At 72.4% G+C, this 21,658-nt stretch carries 22 protein-coding genes; 13 read left to right on the top strand and 9 right to left on the bottom strand.

The genetic code is table 11. The features are described 5' to 3' along the window. Positions 1–137: 137 nt before the first annotated feature. Complete coding sequence (locus F5972_RS02670; protein ID WP_191909909.1) at positions 138–965, top strand: CPBP family intramembrane glutamic endopeptidase; 828 nt, start codon at positions 138–140, stop codon at positions 963–965. Here the strand turns inward: F5972_RS02670 and F5972_RS02665 are convergent. The 3 genes from F5972_RS02665 to F5972_RS02655 are packed head-to-tail and all read right to left on the bottom strand — an operon-like array spanning position 929 to position 3,465. After that, positions 929–1,714, bottom strand: a complete 786-nt coding sequence (locus F5972_RS02665) for a response regulator transcription factor (RefSeq protein WP_150930697.1) — start codon at positions 1,712–1,714, stop codon at positions 929–931. The genes F5972_RS02670 and F5972_RS02665 overlap by 37 nt on opposite strands. Then, positions 1,711–2,961: a sensor histidine kinase gene (locus F5972_RS02660; protein ID WP_150930695.1), complete on the bottom strand. Its 1,251-nt coding sequence runs from the start codon at positions 2,959–2,961 to the stop codon at positions 1,711–1,713. Before F5972_RS02660 ends, F5972_RS02665 begins: the two co-directional genes overlap by 4 nt. A 9-nt stretch (positions 2,962–2,970) precedes the next feature. After that, positions 2,971–3,465, bottom strand: coding sequence for a hypothetical protein (locus F5972_RS02655; protein WP_150930693.1), 495 nt, complete (start codon positions 3,463–3,465; stop codon positions 2,971–2,973). Here F5972_RS02655 and F5972_RS36880 point away from each other — a divergent pair. Continuing rightward, a complete protein-coding gene (locus F5972_RS36880; protein ID WP_191909908.1) occupies positions 3,464–3,607 on the top strand; it encodes a hypothetical protein in 144 nt (47 codons plus the stop codon). The two genes, F5972_RS02655 and F5972_RS36880, sit on opposite strands and share 2 nt — an antisense overlap. A gap of 61 nt (positions 3,608–3,668) precedes the next feature. On the opposite strand, the gene F5972_RS02650 is transcribed toward F5972_RS36880, so the two are convergent. Beyond that, positions 3,669–4,403: a PIG-L deacetylase family protein gene (locus F5972_RS02650; protein ID WP_225311109.1), complete on the bottom strand. Its 735-nt coding sequence runs from the start codon at positions 4,401–4,403 to the stop codon at positions 3,669–3,671. Positions 4,404–4,480: 77 nt separating this feature from the next. Between F5972_RS02650 and pcrA the strand changes: the two genes are divergently transcribed. Then, positions 4,481–6,766, top strand: a complete 2,286-nt coding sequence (gene pcrA / locus F5972_RS02645; RefSeq protein WP_449843632.1) for a DNA helicase PcrA — start codon at positions 4,481–4,483, stop codon at positions 6,764–6,766. A 114-nt stretch (positions 6,767–6,880) separates the two neighbouring features. On the opposite strand, the gene F5972_RS02640 is transcribed toward pcrA, so the two are convergent. Further along, positions 6,881–7,774: a hypothetical protein gene (locus F5972_RS02640; RefSeq protein ID WP_150930691.1), complete on the bottom strand. Its 894-nt coding sequence runs from the start codon at positions 7,772–7,774 to the stop codon at positions 6,881–6,883. 375 nt (positions 7,775–8,149) lie between these two features. Between F5972_RS02640 and F5972_RS02635 the strand changes: the two genes are divergently transcribed. The 4 genes from F5972_RS02635 to F5972_RS02620 all read left to right on the top strand — a co-directional run bounded on the left by F5972_RS02635 (position 8,150) and on the right by F5972_RS02620 (position 12,643). Beyond that, the gene (locus F5972_RS02635; protein WP_111698412.1) at positions 8,150–8,551 is read left to right on the top strand and encodes a cobalamin B12-binding domain-containing protein; all 402 of its coding nucleotides are present in this window, start codon (positions 8,150–8,152) and stop codon (positions 8,549–8,551) included. A 156-nt stretch (positions 8,552–8,707) separates the two neighbouring features. Next, positions 8,708–9,889, top strand: a complete 1,182-nt coding sequence (sucC, locus tag F5972_RS02630; protein ID WP_150930689.1) for an ADP-forming succinate--CoA ligase subunit beta — start codon at positions 8,708–8,710, stop codon at positions 9,887–9,889. Further along, positions 9,889–10,758, top strand: a complete 870-nt coding sequence (gene sucD / locus F5972_RS02625) for a succinate--CoA ligase subunit alpha (RefSeq protein ID WP_111698408.1) — start codon at positions 9,889–9,891, stop codon at positions 10,756–10,758. The genes sucC and sucD overlap by 1 nt, the downstream gene beginning before the upstream one ends. Before the next feature lie 253 nt (positions 10,759–11,011). After that, a complete protein-coding gene (locus F5972_RS02620; RefSeq protein WP_150930687.1) occupies positions 11,012–12,643 on the top strand; it encodes a cell division protein PerM in 1,632 nt (543 codons plus the stop codon). Between the two features lie 4 nt (positions 12,644–12,647). Here F5972_RS02620 and F5972_RS02615 read toward each other — a convergent pair whose 3' ends face one another. The 3 genes from F5972_RS02615 to F5972_RS02605 all read right to left on the bottom strand — a co-directional run bounded on the left by F5972_RS02615 (position 12,648) and on the right by F5972_RS02605 (position 14,653). Continuing rightward, positions 12,648–13,034 carry a MerR family transcriptional regulator gene (locus F5972_RS02615; RefSeq protein ID WP_225311108.1) on the bottom strand — a complete coding sequence of 129 codons (387 nt, stop codon included), beginning with the start codon at positions 13,032–13,034 and terminating at the stop codon, positions 12,648–12,650. A gap of 77 nt (positions 13,035–13,111) precedes the next feature. After that, entirely contained in the window at positions 13,112–14,128 is a 1,017-nt protein-coding gene (locus F5972_RS02610; protein WP_150930685.1) for an MDR family NADP-dependent oxidoreductase, read from the bottom strand. A gap of 120 nt (positions 14,129–14,248) precedes the next feature. Then, positions 14,249–14,653 (bottom strand): hypothetical protein, encoded by a 405-nt coding sequence (locus F5972_RS02605; protein WP_150930683.1) that lies wholly within the window; start codon positions 14,651–14,653, stop codon positions 14,249–14,251. A gap of 165 nt (positions 14,654–14,818) precedes the next feature. On the opposite strand from F5972_RS02605, the gene purN reads away from it, so the two are divergent. The 5 genes from purN to F5972_RS02585 all read left to right on the top strand — a co-directional run bounded on the left by purN (position 14,819) and on the right by F5972_RS02585 (position 20,029). Beyond that, entirely contained in the window at positions 14,819–15,442 is a 624-nt protein-coding gene (gene purN, locus F5972_RS02600) for a phosphoribosylglycinamide formyltransferase (RefSeq protein ID WP_225311149.1), read from the top strand. Next, complete coding sequence (purH, locus tag F5972_RS02595) at positions 15,439–16,980, top strand: bifunctional phosphoribosylaminoimidazolecarboxamide formyltransferase/IMP cyclohydrolase (protein ID WP_150930678.1); 1,542 nt, start codon at positions 15,439–15,441, stop codon at positions 16,978–16,980. Before purN ends, purH begins: the two co-directional genes overlap by 4 nt. A gap of 145 nt (positions 16,981–17,125) precedes the next feature. Continuing rightward, positions 17,126–17,281, top strand: a complete 156-nt coding sequence (locus tag F5972_RS36875; RefSeq protein ID WP_191909940.1) for a hypothetical protein — start codon at positions 17,126–17,128, stop codon at positions 17,279–17,281. 28 nt (positions 17,282–17,309) lie between these two features. Next, positions 17,310–18,155 carry a bifunctional methylenetetrahydrofolate dehydrogenase/methenyltetrahydrofolate cyclohydrolase gene (locus tag F5972_RS02590; protein WP_150930676.1) on the top strand — a complete coding sequence of 282 codons (846 nt, stop codon included), beginning with the start codon at positions 17,310–17,312 and terminating at the stop codon, positions 18,153–18,155. An 86-nt stretch (positions 18,156–18,241) separates the two neighbouring features. Continuing rightward, positions 18,242–20,029: a phosphatidylglycerol lysyltransferase domain-containing protein gene (locus F5972_RS02585; RefSeq protein ID WP_225311107.1), complete on the top strand. Its 1,788-nt coding sequence runs from the start codon at positions 18,242–18,244 to the stop codon at positions 20,027–20,029. Here F5972_RS02585 and F5972_RS02580 read toward each other — a convergent pair. After that, the gene (locus tag F5972_RS02580; protein WP_150930672.1) at positions 19,989–20,558 is read right to left on the bottom strand and encodes a DinB family protein; all 570 of its coding nucleotides are present in this window, start codon (positions 20,556–20,558) and stop codon (positions 19,989–19,991) included. The two genes, F5972_RS02585 and F5972_RS02580, sit on opposite strands and share 41 nt — an antisense overlap. Positions 20,559–20,652: 94 nt before the next feature. Between F5972_RS02580 and F5972_RS02575 the strand changes: the two genes are divergently transcribed. Beyond that, a complete protein-coding gene (locus F5972_RS02575) occupies positions 20,653–21,627 on the top strand; it encodes a helix-turn-helix transcriptional regulator (protein WP_150930671.1) in 975 nt (324 codons plus the stop codon). Positions 21,628–21,658: the final 31 nt, after the last annotated feature.

Below are 21,658 nucleotides of genomic sequence, written 5' to 3'. Positions count from 1 at the left end.
CGTCGCCCGGGCGTTCCGGCATGCCGTACGGGCGCCGCGGTGCGGCGGGCGAGGGCGTGGTAGGTCACGATGTGGCGCGACGAGGCGGCGGTGCACGTGCGAAGGCGGAGCGTACGGCGTGAGATGGACGACGTGAGATGGACGGCGTGAAGCGGACGATCGCGACGGGTCTCGGCGTGCTCGCCGTGGCGAACCTGCTCAACAACCGCGTCGCCCGGCGCTGGGCCCCGCTGACGTCGGCCGCCGCGACCGGCGCGCTCCTGCTGATCGCCCGGCGGGAGGGGCTGAGCTGGTCCGAGCTGGGCTTCCGGGGCGCCCGCGCGGGTGCCGCGACGGGCGGTGCGCTCGCCGCCGCCGTCACCGCCGGGTACGCCGCCGGGGTGGCGCTGCCCCGCACCCGGCCGCTGTTCCTCGACCAGCGGGCGCTGGCGCTGTCGCGCCGCCGGGTGCTGGAAGAGGCCATGATCCAGGTGCCTCTCGGGACCGTGCTGCTGGAGGAGGTCGGTTTCCGAGGCGTGCTTCCGGCCCTGCTCGGCCGGGTCCTGCCCGCGCGTACGGCGGTCGCCGCGTCGGCCGTGCTGTTCGGGCTGTGGCACGTGCTGCCCGCGCTCGACATGGCCCGGGCCAACCCCGCCCTCGGACGCCTGGCGGCGGGTGAGGACCCCGCCCTGGGTGACGCGCGCCCGGGTGGTGTGGGGGAGGAGCCTGCTGGGGGCGTTGGTCGCCGGGGCGGCGTGGAGGCGGGACGGCTGGTGGCGGGGACGGTGGCGTCCACCGCGGTGGCGGGGCTGGTGTTCCACGGGCTCCGCCACCGCGCCGGTCTGCTCGCGCCCGCGATATTGCACGTGGCGACGAACTCCCTCGGCTACGCCGCCGCCCGGGTGGCACGCCGTCTGGACGACCGCCGGGCCGGCCCGGCCGGCCGGGATCAGTCGTCGCCGGGACGAGCGAGCCCGGTCCGGTAGGCGTACGCGACGGCCTGGGCGCGGTCGCGGAGACCTGCCTTGGCGAAGAGGTTGTTGATGTGCGTCTTGACCGTGGCCTCGCTGACGAAGAGCGTGGCGGCGATCTCGGCGTTCGACAGTCCGCGTGCGACGAGCCGCAGGACCTCGGCCTCGCGCCGGGTCAGCCCGTCCGGCGGCGGGCCGGGAGCCGGGTCCCCGGGCGGTGCCGGTTCGGACACTTCGCGGGGCCGCCTTCGGGACGGCGCGGGCGGCGGGGCGGTGGCGTGACCTGTGGCACCACCCGCCATGCCACCCGCGATGTCACCGGTGGGGGCGCCGGGGACGGCGTCGCCGGTGACGGTGCTCAGCAGGCGGCGCTGCACGCCGGGGTCGAGCTGGGCGTCGCCGTTCATGACCGCGGCCACGGCGCGGGCGATCTCCTCGGCGTCCGCGCTCTTGGTGAGGAAGCCGCGTGCCCCGGCCCGCAGCGCGGCGAAGACCGACTCGTCGTCGGTGTACGTCGTGAGCACCACCACCTGGGTGCCGGGGAACTCGGCGCGGATCCTGCGGGTGGCCTCCACCCCGTTCATCCGGGGCATGCGCAGGTCCATGAGCACGACGTCCGGCCGGTGACCGGCGACCATGCGGAGCGCGGTCTCGCCGTCGGAGGCCGATCCCACCACCTCGATCTCCGGCAGCAGGCCCAGCAGCAGAACGAGCCCGTCGCGCACCACGGCCTGGTCGTCGACCACGAGAACGCGGGCGGTCACGCCGGCACCCGCAACCGCACCAGGAAGCCGTCCCCGGTGGCGCCGGCCTCCAGCGTGCCGCCGAGAAGCTCGGCCCGTTCGCGCATGCCCACGAGTCCGTATCCTCCTCCAGGCGTCCCGGGCTCGGCGCTCGGGGGGTTGACGACCTCCAGCTCGCACTCGCCGTCGCGGAAGCTCAGCCGTACGGCGGCGGGGGAGCCGGGCGCGTGCCGCCGCACGTTCGTGACCGCCTCCTGGGCGGTACGGATCACCGCGAGCTCGATCTCGGGCGGCAGGCGTCGTTCGGGGCCGCGGACGTCGAGCCCGCACTCCCTGCCCGTGGAGGAGTGGAAGTCCTCGGCCAGCGCGGCCAGCGCGGCGGGCAGCGGCGGCATGTCGTCCCGCAGCGCCGCCACGGCCCTGCGGGCCTCCTCCAGGCCGTTCTTGGCGAGTTCGCGGGCGCGTTCGACCCGGTCGAGCGCCTCCTGCGACCGGTCGGCCCGCAGCAGCAGCCGGGCGCCCTCCAGGTGCACGATCTGCGCCGACAGGGAGTGGGCGAGGATGTCGTGGATCTCCCGGGCGATCCGGGCGCGTTCGGCCAGCACGGCCTCACCCGCCTGAGCGGCCGTGGCGGCCCTGCGCTCCCTGATCGCGTAGGCGACGGTGAAGACCACGCAGACCGAGACGCACAGGCTGAGGCCGCGGTCTGTTCTGTCGGCGGCGGCCCCCGTCAGCTCCGTGACCGGCAGCATGCCCGAGAAGACCGCCGCCAGGCTCGCCAGAGCCAGCAGCAGGAGCGGCAGCGAGCGGCGGAGCGGGTGCCGCGCGGCCGCCGCCCCGACGCCGAACATGAGCACGCCGACCGCGGGGCCCGCATGGGACACGGCGTCGAGGGCGATGCTCAGCACGATGACGAAGCCGATGAGAACGGCCTCCACGAGCGCCTTGTCCCACCGCCGGGGGAGGGCGACCGGCAGCCGGGAGATGATCGTCAGCGCCAGGGCGACGGAGGCCGCGATCGTCAGCAGGGTGACGCCCAGGCGCTCGCCCGTCAGGCCGAAGCCCGGCCGGGAGGTCGCCTCCCCTGCGACCAGCATCGCGATCACCGCCGCCCGCAGGCACACGCCTGCGACGGCGTTCCTGCGGGCGGAGGCGGAGCGGTCCGGGCCCTGTGCGGGGGCGGGGGCTCGTGCGGGGGTGGGAGGCAGGGAGCCCTCCGGGCTTCGCCGGTCACGGCCGAAGCGGTGCGGACGGTCACGAATGGGCACGTCCCGACGTTAGCGGGCGGCGTACGCGTCCGGGACGGCGGCGCCGGGGAGGGCGTTCGCGCGCCTGGCGACGACCAGGAACTGGACGCCGAGGGTCACCCCGACGAACAGGAGGACGGAGCCCTGCGACGTGGCGACGCCGAGCAGGGCGGTCAGGGCCATCATCGCGATCCGGGCGGCGATGGAGCCCGCCCAGGCGAGCAGCGTCAGGCCTGTGCCCTGGGACCAGGCGACGCCGTGCGGGTCGCGCCACACCCGGGTGGTCGTCGCGCGCAGCGCGCCGAGTCCCGCCGCCACGAGCAGGCCCGAGATGAGCAGGGTGACGGCGAGCACCGGGTGGAGCGGGTCCACCAGCGCCGCGCCGTCGGAGGCGAGACCGCCCAGGATCAACGCCACGGAGATGATCAGGCCGGCCCGCCTGGCGGCCGGTCGCGGCGTCGTCTGCCGGTAGATCACGAAGGCGATGGCGGCGAGGGCGACGACGATGATCTGCGCTTTTTCCATGCGTCAGACCGTACGGAGAGCGGGCCCGGACCGGATCGGCGCCGGGGTGGAGAAGCGGGTGGAGAAGAAGGGAGAGGCGGAGGTGGAGACCGGCCGGATCTCCACCCCCGGGTGGAGATCCGCCGCCCTCCGTCTGCGATGACCCGTCTGCGATGACCCGTCTGCGATGACCCGTCTGCGATGACCCGCGTGTGATGACCTGCTCAGGCGGTGGCGACCCGCTGGAACGCCTCGGCGTACGAGCCCTCGGGGAGGCCCGCGGCGGCCGCGTTGGCGGAGAGCCAGCCCTTGATCATGCTGTCGAGGTCGGGGATGTGCGAGGTCTGGCTCTCGTGGGCGCGCAGGGCGGCGATCTTCCGGTCCACGGTGGAGGTCACGTCGACGTAGTGGTTCGCGGCCATCCCGCCGCTCAGCCAGACCTCGCGCACCGTCCAGGCCTCCAGGCCCTCGTCGGTGAGCAGTTCGGGGAAGGCGTACGGGTTGCGGGCGTCGGGATAGACCGCGTCGAGGGTGGCGCCGCCGACGGCCCGGTGGTCGGGGTGGCTCGGCCCGAGCCGCTCGTAGTTGCGGTCGGGGGACGAGGTGACGACCAGGTCCGGCCGTACCTGGCGGATCACCCGCGTGATGTCGCGGCGCAGGCCGAGCGTCTGCTCGACCATGCCATCTTGGTATCCCAGGAAGCGCAGGTCGCCGACGCCCACGCACTTGGCCGCCGCCGTCTGCTCGGCCCGGCGCAGCGCCGCCATGCCGCCGTTGTCCACGAGACGGTCGAACCCGCCCGCGTCGCCATCGGTGACCAGGCAGTACACCACTTCGGCCCCCGCCTCGGTCAGCCTGGCGATCGTTCCCGCCCCGCCGAAGTCGATGTCGTCGGGGTGCGCGACGACGACCAGCACTTTGCGGATATCCGCCTCGTCCAGCACGGGCAACCTCCTCATGGTCCGGCAATTACCTTAAACGGGACTTGCCGGGTGAGTGGGCTCCGGATGTCGGTGGGCGGTCATACCCTAGGGACGTGTCCATCGGAGCCGCCACCCATCCCTTGCTCGACGGCCTCAACCCGCAGCAGCGGGACGCCGTGACCCACCAGGGCAGCCCCCTGCTGATCGTCGCGGGGGCGGGCTCCGGGAAGACCCGGGTGCTGACCCACCGCATCGCCTACCTGCTGGCGGAACGCGGCGTCCAGCCGGGGGAGATCCTCGCGATCACCTTCACCAACAAGGCCGCCCGCGAGATGAAGGAGCGGGTCGACAAGCTGATCGGCCCGAGGTCCAGGGCGATGTGGGTGATGACGTTCCACAGCGCCTGCGTGCGGATCCTTCGGCGCGAGGCCAAGCGGCTGGGGTTCACCTCCAGCTTCTCGATCTACGACCAGGCCGACTCCCAGCGGCTGATGGCGATGGTCTGCCGCGAGCTCGACCTCGATCCCAAGCGCTACCCGCCGCGGTCGTTCTCGGCCCAGGTCAGCAACTTCAAGAACGAGCTGATCGACTACGAGACGGCGGCCGACCGGGCGTCGACCCACCTGGAGCGCACGCTCGCCGAGGCGTACCGCACCTACCAGCGGCGGCTCACCGAGGCCGGCGCGATGGACTTCGACGACCTGATCATGCTGACGGTCACGTTGTTCCAGCTCTTCCCCGAGGTGGCCGAGCACTACCGGCGCAGGTTCCGGCACGTGATGGTCGACGAGTACCAGGACACCAACCACGCGCAGTACACGCTGATCCGCGAGCTGGTCGGGCGGCCCGAGGTGCGGACCGCCGACGGCGACGTGGTGCGCGAGGGCGTCGAGCCCGCTGAACTGGTCGTGGTGGGCGACGCCGACCAGTCGATCTACGCCTTCCGCGGCGCGACGATCCGCAACATCCTGGAGTTCGAGCGCGACTACCCGGACGCCCGGACGATCCTGCTGGAGCAGAACTACCGCTCCACGCAGACGATCCTGAACGCCGCCAACTCGGTCATCTCGCGCAACGAGGGCCGCAAGCCGAAGAACCTGTGGTCCGACCAGGGCGCGGGATCGAAGATCATCGGCTACGCGGCCGACAACGAGCACGACGAGGCCATGTTCGTCGCGCAGGAGATCGACCGCCTCTGCGACGACCACGACGTCACCCCGGGCGACGTGGCGATCTTCTACCGCACGAACGCCGCGTCCCGCGTCTTCGAGGAGATCTTCATCCGCACCGGCCTGCCGTACAAGGTCGTGGGCGGGGTGCGCTTCTACGAGCGCAAGGAGGTCAAGGACCTGCTCGCCTACCTGCGGGTCCTGGCCAACCCGAACGACACGGTGTCGCTGCGGCGGGTCCTCAACGTGCCCAAGCGCGGCATCGGCGACCGGGCCGAGGCGATGGTCGAGGCGTTCGCGAACCGGGAGCGCATCGGTTTCTGGGACGGGCTGCGCCGGGCCGGTGAGGCTCCGGGACTGGCCACCCGGTCGCTCAACGCGATCAGGGACTTCGTCGCGATGCTGGAGGAGCTCCGGGCCAAGGAGCTCCCGCTGTCCGACCTCGCGGAGGAGGTGCTCCGCGTCACCGGCTACCGCGCGGAGCTGGAGACCTCGGGCGACCCGCAGGACGAGAGCCGCCTGGAGAACCTCAACGAGCTGATCTCGGTGGCCGCCGAGTTCGAGGAGGCCAACCCGGAGGGCACGCTCGTCGACTTCCTGGAGCAGGTCTCGCTGGTCGCCGACGCCGACCAGATCCCGGGCGGGAACGCGGGGGTCGTCCCCCCGGGCGACCGCGCTCCCGAGACCGGCGAGCACGGCGGAGTGGTCACGCTGATGACCCTGCACACCGCCAAGGGCCTGGAGTTCCCGGTGGTGTTCCTCACGGGCATGGAAGACGGCGTCTTCCCCCACATGCGCTCGCTGAGCGACCCGAAGGAGTTGGAGGAGGAGCGCAGGCTGGCGTACGTCGGCATCACCCGCGCCATGCAGCGGCTCTACCTGTCCCGCTCGGCGGTGCGGTCGTCGTGGGGGGCGCCGTCGTTCAACCCGGCCTCGCGCTTCCTGTCGGAGGTGCCGGGAGACCTGGTCGAGTGGCGCGGCGACCCCGGCAAGACCGCCTGGTCGGCCGCGACCTCCCGCCCCTCCGCGCGTACGGCGCCGGCGCCGAAGGCGGGCGGCCGCCAGGTGCCGAGCCTGTCGCCCGGCGACCGCGTCACCCACGACAGCTTCGGGCTGGGCACGGTCGTCAGCGTGGACGGCGTCGCCGAGAAGACCCGAGTGAAGATCGACTTCGGTGGGGACGGCGAGAAGACCCTGCTGCTCGCCTACGCGCCCATCGAGAAGCTCTGAGCGGCGGCGCGGGAGGCCCTGAGCGGCGGGCCGGGTGGCTCTGTGCGGCGGCGCCTGAGGCGCTGAGCTGCGGCCGGGTGGGGAGCCCGGCCGCCGCCGACATCCGTGTGCGGATCAGTCGCCCAGGTCGATGACCTGCGGCAGGTCCGGCACGCTGCCGTCGATGTCCGAGGTCGTGGCGACCTGGCTCTTCGGCGGCGCCTTCACCGTGACCTTCCCGCCCCAGCCGCTGTAGGTGGTCGTGCTGCTCGACTCGATGGTGATGCTTATCTTCTTGCTCTTCACGGTCGTCGTCATCGAGCTGACCACCTTGCGGACGAGCTGGTCGCCGCCGATCCACAGCTTCCAGCTGATCACGCCCTTCGACGCACTGGAGGGCAGCTGCTTGCGCAGCGACGGCACCGCCGAGGCGAGCTGCTTCACCGTGATCGTGCCGCGGTAGAGCGTGGTCCGCGCGCCGTTGACGACACCGCCCGCGCCCTTGGCCTTGGTGGTCGCGAGGACGGCCTGAAGGGCGCGCGGGTCGAGCGGGTTGACGTAGCCGCCGATGCCGGTCAGCGCCGCGTCCGGGTCCTGCCCGGGCAGGCGCAGCCACGACTTGCCGTCGGGGAGCAGGTCGGCGTAGACGCCTCCGGAGACGTACGACGTCCGGCCGACGGTGATGGTCCTCATCGGGTCGTTGATGCCCTTGAGCTCGTCGTCGTCGCCCAGTCCGCCACCGTAGTTGATTTTGGTGGTGAGGTCGGAGGACGAGACTCCGGACCGGCCGAATCCGAAGACGCCCTTCGAGCCGGACTTGATGTTGATGAAGCCGCCGAAGCTCATGTTGGCGGACGAGACAACGCGTACGCCGCGGCCCGGGACGAATTGCTTCTTGAGCGCCGCCAGCGGGTTCGCGGGCCGCGCCTGGCTTCCCGCGGTGGTCTGTGCCTGGGCGGGGGCGGCGACGGCGGGCGCGACGAGCGCGGCCGTCGCGGCGCACGCCAGCGCCATTACTGCTCGCTTCACGTGGGGTTCCTCCCGTAAGTGCCCTTGATCATCAAGAGCGCCCCGGGAATCTTTGCCGTTCATGATCACGGAAAAGTCACGGAAATCTAGATTTCCTGTGAAATAGCAGATGAAAGGCGCTATGCGGGTTGATTATCAATTCGCGCGAATAGTTCGCATGCGAAAGGAACGCATGGAGGGAGGACGGCGGAGGGGCCGTACGGACCATGACCCCGGGAGAACGGCAGGGGCTCGTCGACGGCCTGCGCGCGCTGCTGCGCGCGGCGGGGGCGGACGGCTGAGCCGCTCCCCAGCGGGCGCGGCGAGCGGGCGCGGGGGAGGGTTCGCCGTCCCGGCGGTTACGCTTCGGGCAGCGGCACCATCTGGGAGGTCTTCATGGCAGGCAGGATTCGGGTCGTCGTCGCCAAGCCGGGGCTCGACGGACACGACCGCGGCGTCAAGGTCGTGGCGCGGGCGCTGCGGGACGCGGGCATGGAGGTCGTCTACACCGGGCTGCACCAGACGCCGGAGCAGATCGTCCGCACGGCGATCCAGGAGGACGCGGCGGCCATCGGGCTGTCCATCCTGTCGGGCGCCCACATGACGCTGTTCGCCCGGCTCTTCGAGGTGCTGCGCGAGGAGGACGCCGAGGACATCGTCGTGTTCGGCGGCGGCATCATCCCCGAGGCCGACATCCCCGAACTGGAGCGGATGGGGGTGGCGCGGATATTCACGCCGGGCTCCACGACGCAGGAGATCGTGGACTGGGTCCGTTCTGCGGTTCCCGCCACCGTTTAGGCATTTTGCCCAACCTTGCCGTAATCGAGGGTTGAAGGCAAGGCTCCGGGTGACCCGATGACAAGGCCATGCTCGCGCGGGGACTAGGCTTCTTGCGCGGAATAGCCGGGCGGGACGACGGCGCCCGGCCTCGGACATCAAAAGGGACGGACCCTCGTGGACCTGTTCGAACATCAGGCGAAGGAGCTCTTCGCGGAGTACGGCATCGCGGTGCCGCGCGGAATCGTGGCGCACACCGCGGATGAGGCGCGCGCGGCTGCCGAGCAGCTCACCGGACGCGTTGTCGTCAAGGCCCAGGTCAAGACCGGCGGGCGCGGCAAGGCCGGCGGCGTGAAGGTGGCCGACGACGCCGCCGACGCGTACGACAAGGCGACGCGGATCCTCGGCATGGACATCAAGGGCCACACGGTCCACAAGGTCCTGATCGAGGAGGCCAGCCAGATCGCGGAGGAGTACTACTTCTCCTTCCTCCTCGACCGTGCCAACCGTACGTTCCTCGCGATCTGCTCCGCCTCCGGCGGCATGGACATCGAGGAGGTCGCGCACACCGCGCCGGAGAAGGTGGCGAAGGTGCCGGTCAGCCCGCTGACGGGCATCGACCGCGCCAGGGCCCGCGAGATCGCGGTGGCCGGCGGCCTCCCGCAGCAGGCGCTGGACGGCGCCGCCGAGCTGATCGAGAAGCTCTGGGCCGTCTTCGTGGACGAAGACGCCTCCCTCGTCGAGGTCAACCCCATGATCCTGTCGGCCGACGGCCAGGTGAAGGCGCTCGACGGCAAGGTCACCCTCGACGACAACGCGGACTTCCGCCAGGCGGAGCACGTGACGTACGTCGACAAGGCCGCGGAGGACCCGCTGGAGGCCCGGGCCAAGGAGAAGCACCTCAACTACGTGAAGCTGGACGGCGACGTCGGCATCATCGGCAACGGCGCCGGCCTGGTCATGTCCACGCTGGACGTCGTGGCGTACGCGGGCGAGGAGTTCCCCGGGCGGCCCAAGCCGGCCAACTTCCTCGACATCGGCGGCGGGGCCTCGGCCGAGGTCATGGCGAACGGACTGGAGATCATCCTGTCCGACCCGTCGGTGAAGTCGGTCTTCGTGAACGTCTTCGGCGGCATCACCGCCTGCGACGCGGTCGCCAACGGCATCGTCTCGGCATTCAAGCTGCTGGAGAGCCGTGGCGAGGAAGTGACCCACCCGCTGGTCGTCCGTCTGGACGGCAACAACGCCGCTCTCGGGCGGCAGATCCTGGCCGACGCCGCGCTCCCGCGCGTCGAGCTGGTCGACACGATGGACGAAGCGGCCAAGCGCGCCGCCGAGCTCGCCGCGGTAGGTGCGTAATGGCTATCTGGCTCACCGAGAACAGCAAGATCATCGTTCAGGGCATGACCGGCGGTGAGGGCACCAAGCACACCCGCCGCATGCTCGCCGCCGGCGTGAACGTCGTGGGCGGCGTCAACGCCCGCAAGGCCGGCGTCACGCACGAGGGCCTGCCGGTCTTTGGCACCGTCAAGGAGGCCATGGAGCAGACGGGCGCCGACGTCTCCGTCGTCTTCGTGCCCCCGGCGCACACCAAGGCGGCCGTCCGCGAGGCCATCGACGCCGAGATCCCGCTCTGCGTGGTCATCACCGAGGGCGTGCCGGTCCACGACACCACCGAGTTCTGGGCGTACGCCGTCTCCAAGGGCAACAAGACCCGCATCATCGGGCCGAACTGCCCCGGCATCGCCTCGCCCGGCGCGTCCAACGCCGGGATCATCCCGGCCGACATCACCACCAAGGGCCGCGTCGGCCTGGTGTCGAAGTCGGGCACGCTGACCTACCAGCTCATGTACGAGCTGCGCGACATCGGCTTCTCCACCTGCGTCGGCATCGGCGGCGACCCGGTGATCGGCACGACGCACATCGACGCGCTCCAGGCGTTCCAGGACGACCCGGAGACCGACGCGATCGTGATGATCGGCGAGATCGGCGGCGACGCCGAGGAGCGGGCCGCGGCCTACATCGACGAGCACGTCACCAAGCCGGTCGTCGCCTACGTCGCCGGGTTCACCGCGCCCGAGGGCAAGACCATGGGCCACGCCGGCGCGATCGTGTCCGGCTCCGCCGGCACCGCCCAGGCCAAGAAGGAAGCCCTGGAGAAGGTCGGCGTCCGCGTCGGCCGCACTCCCAGCGAGACCGCCCGCCTCATGCGCGAGCTCATGTCCTGACGATCGGGCAGTGGCTCCGGAGCAGCGGCCCCGGAGTCGTGCCGGACAGGCCGCCGGTGGTCCCGCGGGTCTCCGGCGGTCCGGCCGTTCTCCCGGCGGTTTCGCCGTTCGTGACCTCGCGCTCCCTGGGCGGCGTGAGGTCACGATGCGTATCACGGCCGCGGGCGGTGACTGCAAGATCATCCCATTTCGAGCAGGGATGAACGGCGTGGCGACGTGGCGTGCGGGGGCCGCGCTGGGATTATGAGGTAGCGTGACGGGACTTCTCGATCAATTCAGGACCGGTCCCCGCGCCGTCCTCGGCCGCGTGGGCCCCGGCGACGACGAGGAGAGCCGCCGTCCGCTTCCCGTCTCCGGCATGCTGGCCGCGTTCTGGACGCTCGGCGTCGGCCTCGCCGTGCTCACCACGCTCACGCTCGTCGGCTGGATGGCCGCCCCCCGGGGGCCCTTCGGCGAGGGCCTGCCCGGCGTGTTCCGCACCGCCTGCCAGCTCTGGCTGGCCGCCCACCACGCCGGGTTCGCGATCCCCGGCGGCCGGGTGGGCCTGCTGCCCATCGGGCTCATGATCCTGCCCGGCGCGCTGCTCTACCGGGCGGGCCTGTGGATGGCCCGCGACGCCGACCTGCGGGTGAGGATGCCGGCCCGGCTGCCGAAGGGCACCCCCCGCGACGTCGAGAACGCCCGCCGCCGCGCCCAGCTCGCGCTCATCGCCCAGGCCGGCATCTCGCTGGCCGCGCCGTACGCGCTGCTCGCCGGGGTGATCGCGCTGGTGTCACGCAACGAGATCATGCAGCCGTTCCCGGGCGAGGCGCTCGTCAGCCACCTGCTGCTGGCCTTCGTCACGGGGTCGGTGGCCACCGCCCGCACGATCGGGCCGTGGCGGTCGATGCTGCGCCTGCTGCCCGAGCGGCCGCGCTCACTCGTCGCCGGTACGGCCGTCGCGACCGCGCTGCTCCTCACGGCCGGGGCGGTGCTCGTCCTCGTGACCGTGGCGGTCAACTTCACCCGGATCCAGCAGATGTCGGAGATCCTCAGCCCCGGCCTGGTCGGCGGCCTGCTGCTCCTGCTCCTGGAGGTGCTCTACTTCTTCAACGCCGTGATCTGGGGAATGGCGTACATCGCGGGACCGGGCTTCGCGGTGGGCGCGGGAACGCTGGTCGCGCCCACCGGGGTCAAGCTGAGCGCGGTCCCCATGCTGCCGCTGCTCGGCGCGCTGCCGCCGTCCGGCACCGCGCCCCCGTGGGTCATGTCGGTGATCGCGGTGCCCTTCGCCGCGGGGGCGGTCGCGGGCGTGGTGACGGCCCGCGTGGCGCCGACTCCCTCGATCGAGGCCGCGCCGCTGTGGGGCTTCGTCTGCGGGATCACCAGCGGGCTCGCGGCGGGGACGCTCGCGGCGCTGTCGGGCGGCCCGCTCGGCGGGGCCGGGCTGGCCGCCGTGGGGCCCTCCCCCTGGGAGGTGGCGCTGTCGGTCGCGCTGGAGGTCGGCGTGGCCGCCGGGATCTCGGCCGGCATCGCCAACTGGTGGCTGATCTCCCGGCGGCCGGCGACCCCGCCGGAGCCGGTCAGGAAGGCCGGGGCCGTGATCGCCAAGGCGGCCGGGAAGGTGCGGCCGGCCCGGGGCGCCCATCTGCCGGGGCACTGGCTGGACGCCACCGAGGCGGAGACCCAGCCGATCCCGGTGATCAGGGACGACTGGACCGACGAGCACGCCGCGGCGACGGCGGAGACGTTCGACGCCATGACCGCCCGGCGGAGCCGGTCGCAGCCGCCGCGCAAACCCCCCGCGGCCGCCGCCCCGAAGCCGCGTACGGACATCGTCGACGAGACCGACGACCGCGGGGGCCACGTCATCTACGTCGACCCCTACGCCTGGGACCGCGACTGAGGCCTCACCGGCCCACCGATCGCCCGGGTTCGGGGACGGTCGCGGCGAGGCGGTCCCGCAGGCGGGTGAGGCGGCCGATCTCGTCGTTCAGGGCGGCGATGCGGCGCTGGACGACCCCCGTGCCGCCCGTGCAGCCGGGGGAGCCGTACGGCGGGAGGGCGTCGCCCTCCAGCAGGTCCAGGCGGTCGGCGCAGCCGGCGACGTCCTCGACGGTCAGGCCGAGGGCGAGCAACTGGCGCACCAGACGGACGCGGGCGATCTCACGCGGGCCGTACTCCCGCTGACCCGACGCGGTGCGCGGCGGGAGGAGCAGCCCGCGCTGCTCGTAGAAGCGCAGGGCGCGCGGAGTGGTCCCCGTCGCCGCCGCGGCGTCGCCGATCCGCATGCCCATCCCGCCTCCACCGTCACGCCGTGTCGCCCGGTTCGTCGCGATCGCACCTCTACGGTCGCATGATCAGAGCCGCGTTGTCATGGCTCCACGACGACCGTGCCGACGTGCCGGCCGTCGAAGAGCCCGCGCAGGGCCAGCGGCGCGCGGTCGAGGCCCGAGATCCGCGTGTGCGGGAAGGAGATGGATCCCGAGCGGAGCCAGGCGCCGAAGCGTTCCGTCCACTCCGCGGCGGTCGCCGCGTCGACGCCGGTCAGGCCCCGGAGGGTGATGTTCCGCAGGATGAGCTGGAAGGTGTCCAGCTCCACCGGGGCGGTCGCGCCGGTGGACGCCGCCGACAGCTGGGTGGCCAGCGTGCCGACCAGGACGATGCGGGCGCCGGGCCGTGCCGCGTCGACCGCCGCGCGGAGCTGTTCGCCGCCGACGTTGTCGACGACCACGTCGACGCCCTCGGGCGCGGCTTCGGCCAGCCGCGCGCCGATCGGGCCGCCGTCGCGGAGCACGACCGCGTCGTAGCCGAGCTCGGCGGTCATGCGCTCGGCCTTCGCGGCCGAACCGGTGCTGCCGATCACGCGCGCCGCGCCCAGCAGGCGGGCGATCTGACCCGCGAGCGACCCGACGCCTCCGGCGCCCCCGCTGACGAAAACCGTCTCTCCCGGGCGCAGGCCCGCGATCCGCGTCAGGGCCGCGTACGCCGTGGCCCCCGGGGCGAGGTGCGCGGCGGGATCGGGCAGGGAGCCGGCCAGCGGCTCGGACGCGGGGACCACGGCGTACTCGCGCCAGCCCTGGAAGTGCGAGACCAGGTCGCCCGGCCGCAGGCGCACGCCCTCCCCGGCCGTGACGACCTCGCCGACGGCCGGGCCGAACAACGTGTCGCCGGGCCGCAGGGGCGGAAAGGGCGCGCCCGGCACGCCCCCGGCCATCAAAGTGCGCAACGCCGGAAAGACCTGGAACCAGCGGTTGCGCACCAAGACCTCACCGGCCACCGGCACGGGCGGTGGGACCTCCACGACGGCCAGGTGCTCGGGGCCGGGCAGACCGGCCGGAACCTCGGCGAGCCGGATCTCCCGTACGGTGCCGGGCGGTGTCTCGGGCATGCGTCTCTCCTCGCGCGACGACGTGAGCGGCCGTGCGGACCCGCCCGCACGCCGCCGCGACGGTAAACCCTGACCCGTACGTCAAGGGCAAACCGGAGGAGTGCCGGTCACGCGGGGGCGTCAGGCGGGGGCGGGCACCGAGGCGGGCCAGGCCATGCCGAGCTTGTCCTCGAAGGCCCGCATGAGCTGGTCGGAGCACTGCTGCTGAGCGGCCACCGTGCCCGCGCCCTTGCGGCACTCGGTGTAGGCGTTGAGCTCCGCCGAGAAGTAGAGCTGGAAGGCCGTCGTGACGGCGCCCAGGACGAACGCGAGCGTCGACAGCACCACGGCTCCCGTCGCCATGCCGATGCCCTGCCGCGCGCGGTTCAGCAGGCGAAGATCGCGGACGGCCACGACGAACGCGAAAACCGACAGCGCCAGCCCCGCGGGCGGCAGCAGCAGGGTGAAGACCAGCGCCGTGACGGCCAGGGCCAGCGCCCTGCGCCCTCCTGTCGTGGGGGCCGAAGTCTCAAGGGATGTTGTCACGGTCTCCTCGCCTCGCGTTCGCATAGCCCGTCGTGAATCCAGATGGCCGGCGCCCGATACGCTTTAGCTGCGTCGAGGGCCTGCCCTCCACGCGCGACCATCTCTAAGGAACCATCTCCCGGTAATCACCTGCAAAACGAAGCCAGCTCACGAAGGAGTTCCGCCCTGTCCTTCCGGCTTTTGGTCCTCGTCTCGGGATCGGGGACCAACCTGCAAGCGCTGCTCGACGCCGCCTCCGACGACGCGTACGGCGCGACGGTGGTCGCCGTCGGAGCCGACCGCGACGACATCGAGGGCCTGGCGCGGGCCGAGCGCACGGGCGTCCCCACGTTCGTCGAGAGGGTAGGCGACTACCCCGACCGGGACAAATGGGACGAGAGGCTGGCGGTGCGCATCGCCGGGCACCGGCCCGACCTCGTGGTCTCCGCCGGGTTCATGAAGATCCTCGGCCCTCGCGTGCTGGCCGCGTTCCCGGTCGTCAACACCCATCCGGCGCTGCTGCCGGCCTTCCCCGGCGCGCACGCGGTGCGCGACGCGCTCGCGTACGGCGTCCGCGTCACCGGCTGCACCGTGCATCTGGTCGACGCGGGCGTGGACACCGGCCCGGTGATCGCCCAGGAGGCGGTGCCGGTGCTGGAGGGCGACGACGAGAAGTCGCTGCACGAGCGGATCAAGACCGTCGAGCGCGCGCTTCTGGTCGAGATGGTCGGCCGGATGGCCCGCGAGGGCTGGACCACGACCGGGCGCACCGTACGCCTGGGCACGACATCAGGAAGGACCACGAAGTGACCCGCATCGCCATCCGCCGTGCGCTCATCACCGTTTACGACAAGACGGGTCTGGAAGACCTGGCGCGGGGGCTTGAGGCCGCGGGCGTGGAGATCGTGTCGACCGGCGGCACCGCCGCCGCGATCGCCTCCTACGGCGTGCCCGTCACGAGGGTGGAGTCGCTCACCGGCTTCCCCGAGTGCCTGGACGGCCGGGTCAAGACCCTCCACCCGCGGGTGCACGCCGGGCTGCTCGCCGACGGCGGCAACCCCTCGCACGTGAAGCAGCTGGAGGAGCTGGAGATCGAGCAGTTCCAGCTCGCGGTGGTGAACCTCTATCCGTTCGCCGCCACGGTCGCCTCCGGCGCCTCGGACGCCGAGTGCGTCGAGCAGATCGACATCGGCGGCCCCGCGATGATCCGGGCCGCCGCCAAGAACCACGGCACGGTGGCCGTGGTCGTCGACCCCAGGGCTTACGGCGACGTGCTGGCCGCGGCCGCGGAGGGAGGCTTCACGCTGACCGAGCGCAGGAGGCTCGCCGCCACGGCCTACGCGCACACCGCCGCGTACGACGTCGCGGTGGCGTCGTGGTTCGGCAACGTGTACGCCCCCGAGGGCGAGTGGCCGTCGTTCATGGGCGCGGCGTGGAAGCGCAAGGCGGCCCTGCGGTACGGCGAGAACCCGCACCAGGGAGCGGCGCTCTACACCGGCGGCACGGACGGCCTGGCCAACGCCGAGCAGCTCCACGGCAAGGAGATGTCCTACAACAACTACGTGGACGCCGACGCCGCCTGGCGGGCCGCCTGGGACTTCGCCGAGCCGTGCGTCGCCATCATCAAGCACGCCAACCCCTGCGGCATCGCCGTGGGCGCGGACGTGGCCGAGGCGCACCGCAAGGCGCACGAGTGCGACCCGGTCTCGGCGTACGGCGGGGTGATCGCGGTGAACCGCGAGGTGACCCGCGCGCTGGCCGAGCAGATCGCGCCGATCTTCACGGAGGTCGTGGTGGCGCCGTCGTTCGCGGCGGACGCGCTGGAGGTCCTGCGGGAGAAGAAGAACATCCGGCTGCTCGCCTGCCCGTCGGGACCGGCGAACGCCGCGGAGTTCCGCCGCGTCGACGGCGGCCTCCTCGTGCAGACGGTCGACCGGGTGGACGCCCCCGGCGACGACCCGTCCGGCTGGGAGCTCAGGGCCGGCGAGCCGGCCTCGCCCGAGGTGCTGGCCGATCTCGCCTTCGCCTGGCGGGCCTGCCGTTCGGTGAAGTCCAACGCGATCCTCCTCGCGTCCGGCGGCGCGACCGTCGGCGTCGGGATGGGCCAGGTCAACCGGGTCGACTCGGCCCGGCTGGCGGTATCGCGGGCCGGTGAGCGCGCGGCCGGATCGGTCGGGGCGTCCGACGCGTACTTCCCCTTCCCCGACGGCCTGCAGGTGCTGACCGAGGCGGGAGTGAAGGCGATCGTGGAGCCGGGCGGATCGATCCGCGACGACCAGGTCGTCGAGGCCGCCAAGGAGGCGGGCATCACGCTCTACTTCACCGGCACCCGCCACTTCTTCCACTGACAGAAGCATGGGCAGCCGTGGGAGTGACGCGATCGAAGGGCACTCGACGGACAGATAGGGCGGAAACGGCACGATCACCCTTGTGGTGCGGTTAGCCTGAAACGCCCCACTCGTCCTCCCCCGGAGTCCCTTCATGCCCGTTGATATGCTCACGACCTCTTTCACCCTGATGAACGGCGTGTGGAACAGCCCCCTCGCGCTGCTTCCCATCGCGGCCCTGGCCGCGTACCTCGGGTGGAAGGGCGTGGAGTTCATCCCTCTCACCCGCCGGATCATCGAGCGCCGCGAGGGGGCTCAGTAAGACCACCTGAGAAGGACTGGGGAGTGCGATGACCGCGCGGCTTCTGGACGGCAAGGCGACCGCCGCCACGATCAAGGGCGAGCTGGCGGAGCGGGTGAAGGCCCTGGCGAACCGGGGCATCACCCCCGGTCTGGGCACCATCCTGGTCGGTGACGACCCGGGCAGCCAGATCTACGTCGCGGGCAAGCACCGCGACTGCGCGGAGGTCGGCATCACCTCCATCCGGAAGGACCTTCCGGACACCGCCACCCAGGCCGACGTGGAGGCCGCGGTCGACGAGCTGAACGCCGATCCGGCCTGCACGGGCTACATCGTCCAGCTTCCGCTGCCGCGGCACCTGGACACCCAGGCGCTCATCGAGCGGATGGACCCGGCCAAGGACGCGGACGGCCTCCACCCGGTCAACCTGGGCAGGCTCGTCCACATGGTCGACGCCCCGCTGCCGTGCACCCCGCGCGGCATCGTGGTGCTGCTCCAGCGGTACGGCGTGCCGATCAAGGGCGCCGAGGTCGTCGTCGTCGGCCGGGGCATCACCGTGGGCCGGCCGCTCGGCCTGCTGCTCACCCGGCGCGCGGAGAACGCCACCGTGACTCTCTGCCACACCGGCACCCAGGACCTGGCGTCCCACGTGCGCCGGGCGGACATCGTCGTCGCCGCGGCCGGGGTGCCCCACCTCGTCACCGCGGAGATGGTCAAGCCGGGCGCGGCCGTGCTCGACGTGGGCGTGTCCCGGGTCGACGGGAAGATCGCCGGTGACGTGGCCCCCGACGTACGCGAGGTCGCGGGTTTCGTCGCCCCCAACCCCGGCGGGGTGGGGCCGATGACCCGGGCCATGCTGCTGGCCAACGTCGTCGAGGCCGCCGAGCGGCACTGAGGCGCGGTCCGGGCGGGGTAAGCACCCGGGCAAGGATCGGAATCACGTCGCTGCGAGCGCGATAACATCACTTATCCTCACATATCGTGAGTGTTCGGACGCACTCCGTACGGGCGAGGATCGCGCGTCCCTGGGTGCCCGCGGCGGCGGGCCGGGCCGCGCTGCTGATCGGGGCGCTGGACATCGTCAACGGCGTCGCCCCGCGCTTCCGTACGAGCAGGATCAGCGAGATCGCGGGCATCCTGCCGGGCAGCGTCACCACGCTGGCCGAGACGGCCTCTCTCCTGGTCGGAATCCTGCTGATCATGCTGGCCCACGCCCTCAGGCGGCGGAAGACGCGGGCCTGGCGGGCGGTGGTGGTGCTGCTGCCCCTGGGCGCCGTCCTGGAGGCGCTGCGCTGGCGGCACCCCCTCGCCGCTTCGGTCTCGCTGCTGCTGTTCGGGGTGCTGCTGCTGAGCAGGGCGGAGTTCTACGCCCTGCCCGACCCGCGCTCCCGCTGGCGCGCCCTGGGGAACCTGGTCGTGCTCGGCGTGTTCGACCTCGTGATCGGATGGGTGCTGGTCGCCGCGCACACCCGTGACGTCGCGGGCCGGCTCGGTCCGGGGGAGCGGTTGCGGCAGGTCGTCCTCGGTCTCGCGGGCGTGGAAGGTCCCGTCGGTTACGCCTCGGCGCACGCCGGTGCCCTGGTGTCGTCCTCGCTCGCCGGCCTCGGCGCCCTCACCGCCGTCACGACCATCCACCTCGCGCTGCGGCCGGAGCGCCCGGCAGCGGCGCTCACCCCCGGCGACGAGCGGCGTCTCAGAGCCATGCTCGACCAGTGGGGCGGGCAGGACTCGCTCGGCTACTTCGCGCTCCGCAGGGACAAGAGCGTGATCTTCTCGCCCAGTGGCAAGGCGGCGGTGACGTACCGCGTCGTGGCCGGGGTGATGCTGGCCAGCGGCGACCCGCTCGGTGACGCCGAGGCCTGGCCGGGGGCCATCCGCCGCTTCCTTGAGGAGGCCGGGCGGCACGCCTGGATCCCGGCCGTGATCGGCTGCGGCGAGAGCGGCGGCGAGGCGTGGACCAGGGAGGGCGGTCTCGACGCGCTGGAACTCGGCGACGAGGCGGTGGTCGAGGTGGCCGGATTCACCCTGGAGGGCCGGGCCATGCGCAACGTGCGGCAGATGGTCCGCCGGGTGGAGCGTCTCGGCTACACCTGCCATGTGCGGCGGGTCGGCGACCTGACCGAGGCCGAGCGGGACCGCATCCACGCCGCGGCGGTCTCCTGGCGTGGCACCACGGCCGAGCGCGGCTTCTCGATGGCGCTGGGCCGGTTCGGCGATCCCGCCGACGCCGGATGCGTGGTGGTCACGGCCCACGGCCCGGAGCAGGCGTCGTCCCCCGCCGCCGGGTCCGGGAGCGGGGAGGCGGCGGGGGAGATCCGGGCCGTCCTGCACTTCGTCCCATGGGGGCGCGACGGGCTGTCGCTCGACCTCATGCGCCGCGACCGCCGGGCCGATCCCGGCCTGAACGAGTTCCTGATCGCGAAGGCCCTGGAGGCCGCGCCGGAACTCGGGGTGACCAGGGTGTCCCTCAACTTCGCGGTGTTCCGGGCGGCGCTGGACCGGGGGGAGCGCCTGGGCGCGGGACCGGTGTCGCGGGCCTGGCGCGGTGTCCTCGTCTTCCTGTCCCGCTGGTTCCAGATCGACTCGCTGTACCGGTTCAACGCCAAGTTCCGGCCGGCGTGGGAGCCGCGGTTCCTGGTCTTTCCCGCGTCGCGCGACCTGCCGCGCATCGGCGTCGCGGCGCTCATGGCCGAGGCGTTCCTGACCCCGCCACGCCTCCGCCGGGGGGTCAGCCCATGCTCTTGGCGCCGTCCAGGGATTCGCGGATGATGTCGGCGTGGCCCGCGTGCTGGGCGGTCTCGGCCATGATGTGCATCAGCACCCGGCGGGCCGACCACCGCGCGCCGGGCTCATGCCACGGGGCCTTCGGCAGCGGCTGGGTGGCGTCCAGGTCGGCCAGGGTGGCGACCAGCTCGTCGGTCCGGCGCGCGGCCTCGGCGTAGTCGGCAAGCACACCGGCCAGCGTCTCGCCGGGCAGCAGCCGGAACTCGTCGGCTCTCCGGGCCCAGTCGGCCTCGGTCATGGCGGTGAAGTCACCCATGACCGACGGGCCGTCCAGGATGAAGGCCGCCCACATCCGTTCTACCGCGGTGACGTGCTTGATCAGCCCGCCCAGGCACAGCTCGCCGGCGGTGGTGCGCAGCCCGGCCTGCTCGTCGGTGAGATCGCGGGTGGTGAAGCGCAGGAAGTGCCGCTGCTTGGCCAGCATCGCCAGCAGGTCGGCTCGCTCGCCGGTGGCGACGGGTCCGTCCGTGAGGTCACCGGTGGTCGTCTCGCCGAGGGTCGTGGTCTCGCTCATCATCTCCGCCTTCGCTGTCCTGCATCGCCGGTCAGAACCCACGCTAGGCGGCACAGCGGTCACTTTCTGACCTGAATTCCAGGAGAATCGCGCCATGGCGAACACCAGCGACCGGACGCTGCGGCTGCTGTCCCTGCTGCAGAACCACCGGCACTGGCCGGGCGCCGAACTGGCCGAGCGGCTGGGAATCTCGGCCCGCACCCTGCGCCGGGACATCGACCGGCTGCGGGAGCTGGGATATCCGGTCGAGGCGCAGCGCGGCGTGGACGGCGGCTACCAGCTCGCCCCGGGCGCGGCGCTGCCGCCTCTGGTCATCGACGACGACGAGGCGGTGGCCCTGGCCCTGGGACTGCAGGCCGCCGCCCAGGGGGCGGTGGAGGGCATCGCCGAGGCCTCGGTGCGGGCGCTGGCCAAGGTGGTGCGGGTGATGCCGGCCCGGCTGCGGCGCCGGATCGACGCGCTGCGCGCGATGACCGTGCGCGGTGGCTGGGACGGCCCGGCCAGGGCCGGCGTCGACCCGGGCGTGCTCACCACGGTCGCGCTGGCCTGCCGGGACAGCGAACAGCTCCGCTTCTCCTACACCGCCTCCGGCGGCCGGCGCACCGACCGCCATGTCGAACCCCATCGCCTGGTCTGTCTCGGCCGCCACTGGTACCTGCTCGCCTACGACCTCGTCCGGCACGACTGGCGCAGCTTCCGGATCGACCGGCTCACCGCGCCCCACGACACCGGTTCCCGGTTCCGGCCCCGGGAACTGCCCGCCGCGGACGTCGCCGAGTTCGTGCGGGCCGGCCGGGACAGCCTGCCCCGGCCGTACCGGGTGGAGGTTCTGGTCGACGCCCCGGCCGCGACCGTACGCGAACGGATTGGCAGATGGTGCATGATCGAGGAGGTCGACGACGAGCACTGCCGGGTGCGCATGACGTCCGACTCCCTGGACTGGCCGGTGATGACGCTGGGCGTGTCCGGCGCCGATTTCCACGTCATCGAACCACCCGAACTGCTCGACCGAATCCATGAGTTGGGAGCACGGTTCAACCGGTGTGAGAAAGCTCTTCCCTCGTCTTAGCCCATTCGCCCATAAATCGCTTTTTGTCACC

The organism is Microbispora cellulosiformans, from assembly GCF_008728085.1.
In the GTDB taxonomy this organism is placed as follows: Bacteria; Actinomycetota; Actinomycetes; order Streptosporangiales; family Streptosporangiaceae; genus Microbispora; species Microbispora amethystogenes.
This window is presented reverse-complemented; position numbering and strand designations above follow the sequence as displayed.

Coding starts and splice junctions, on each gene's coding strand:
- F5972_RS36875 (WP_191909940.1), top strand. CDS start 17,126: ATGCTCACGACCTCTTTCACCCTGATGAACGGCGTGTGGAACAGCCCC.
- F5972_RS02635 (WP_111698412.1), top strand. CDS start 8,150: ATGGCAGGCAGGATTCGGGTCGTCGTCGCCAAGCCGGGGCTCGACGGA.
- F5972_RS02615 (WP_225311108.1), bottom strand. CDS start 13,034: ATGGGCATGCGGATCGGCGACGCCGCGGCGGCGACGGGGACCACTCCG.
- sucD (WP_111698408.1), top strand. CDS start 9,889: ATGGCTATCTGGCTCACCGAGAACAGCAAGATCATCGTTCAGGGCATG.
- F5972_RS02590 (WP_150930676.1), top strand. CDS start 17,310: ATGACCGCGCGGCTTCTGGACGGCAAGGCGACCGCCGCCACGATCAAG.
- F5972_RS02650 (WP_225311109.1), bottom strand. CDS start 4,403: ATGAGGAGGTTGCCCGTGCTGGACGAGGCGGATATCCGCAAAGTGCTG.
- F5972_RS02575 (WP_150930671.1), top strand. CDS start 20,653: ATGGCGAACACCAGCGACCGGACGCTGCGGCTGCTGTCCCTGCTGCAG.
- F5972_RS36880 (WP_191909908.1), top strand. CDS start 3,464: ATGCGTCAGACCGTACGGAGAGCGGGCCCGGACCGGATCGGCGCCGGG.
- F5972_RS02670 (WP_191909909.1), top strand. CDS start 138: ATGGACGGCGTGAAGCGGACGATCGCGACGGGTCTCGGCGTGCTCGCC.
- F5972_RS02580 (WP_150930672.1), bottom strand. CDS start 20,558: ATGAGCGAGACCACGACCCTCGGCGAGACGACCACCGGTGACCTCACG.
- F5972_RS02610 (WP_150930685.1), bottom strand. CDS start 14,128: ATGCCCGAGACACCGCCCGGCACCGTACGGGAGATCCGGCTCGCCGAG.
- F5972_RS02655 (WP_150930693.1), bottom strand. CDS start 3,465: ATGGAAAAAGCGCAGATCATCGTCGTCGCCCTCGCCGCCATCGCCTTC.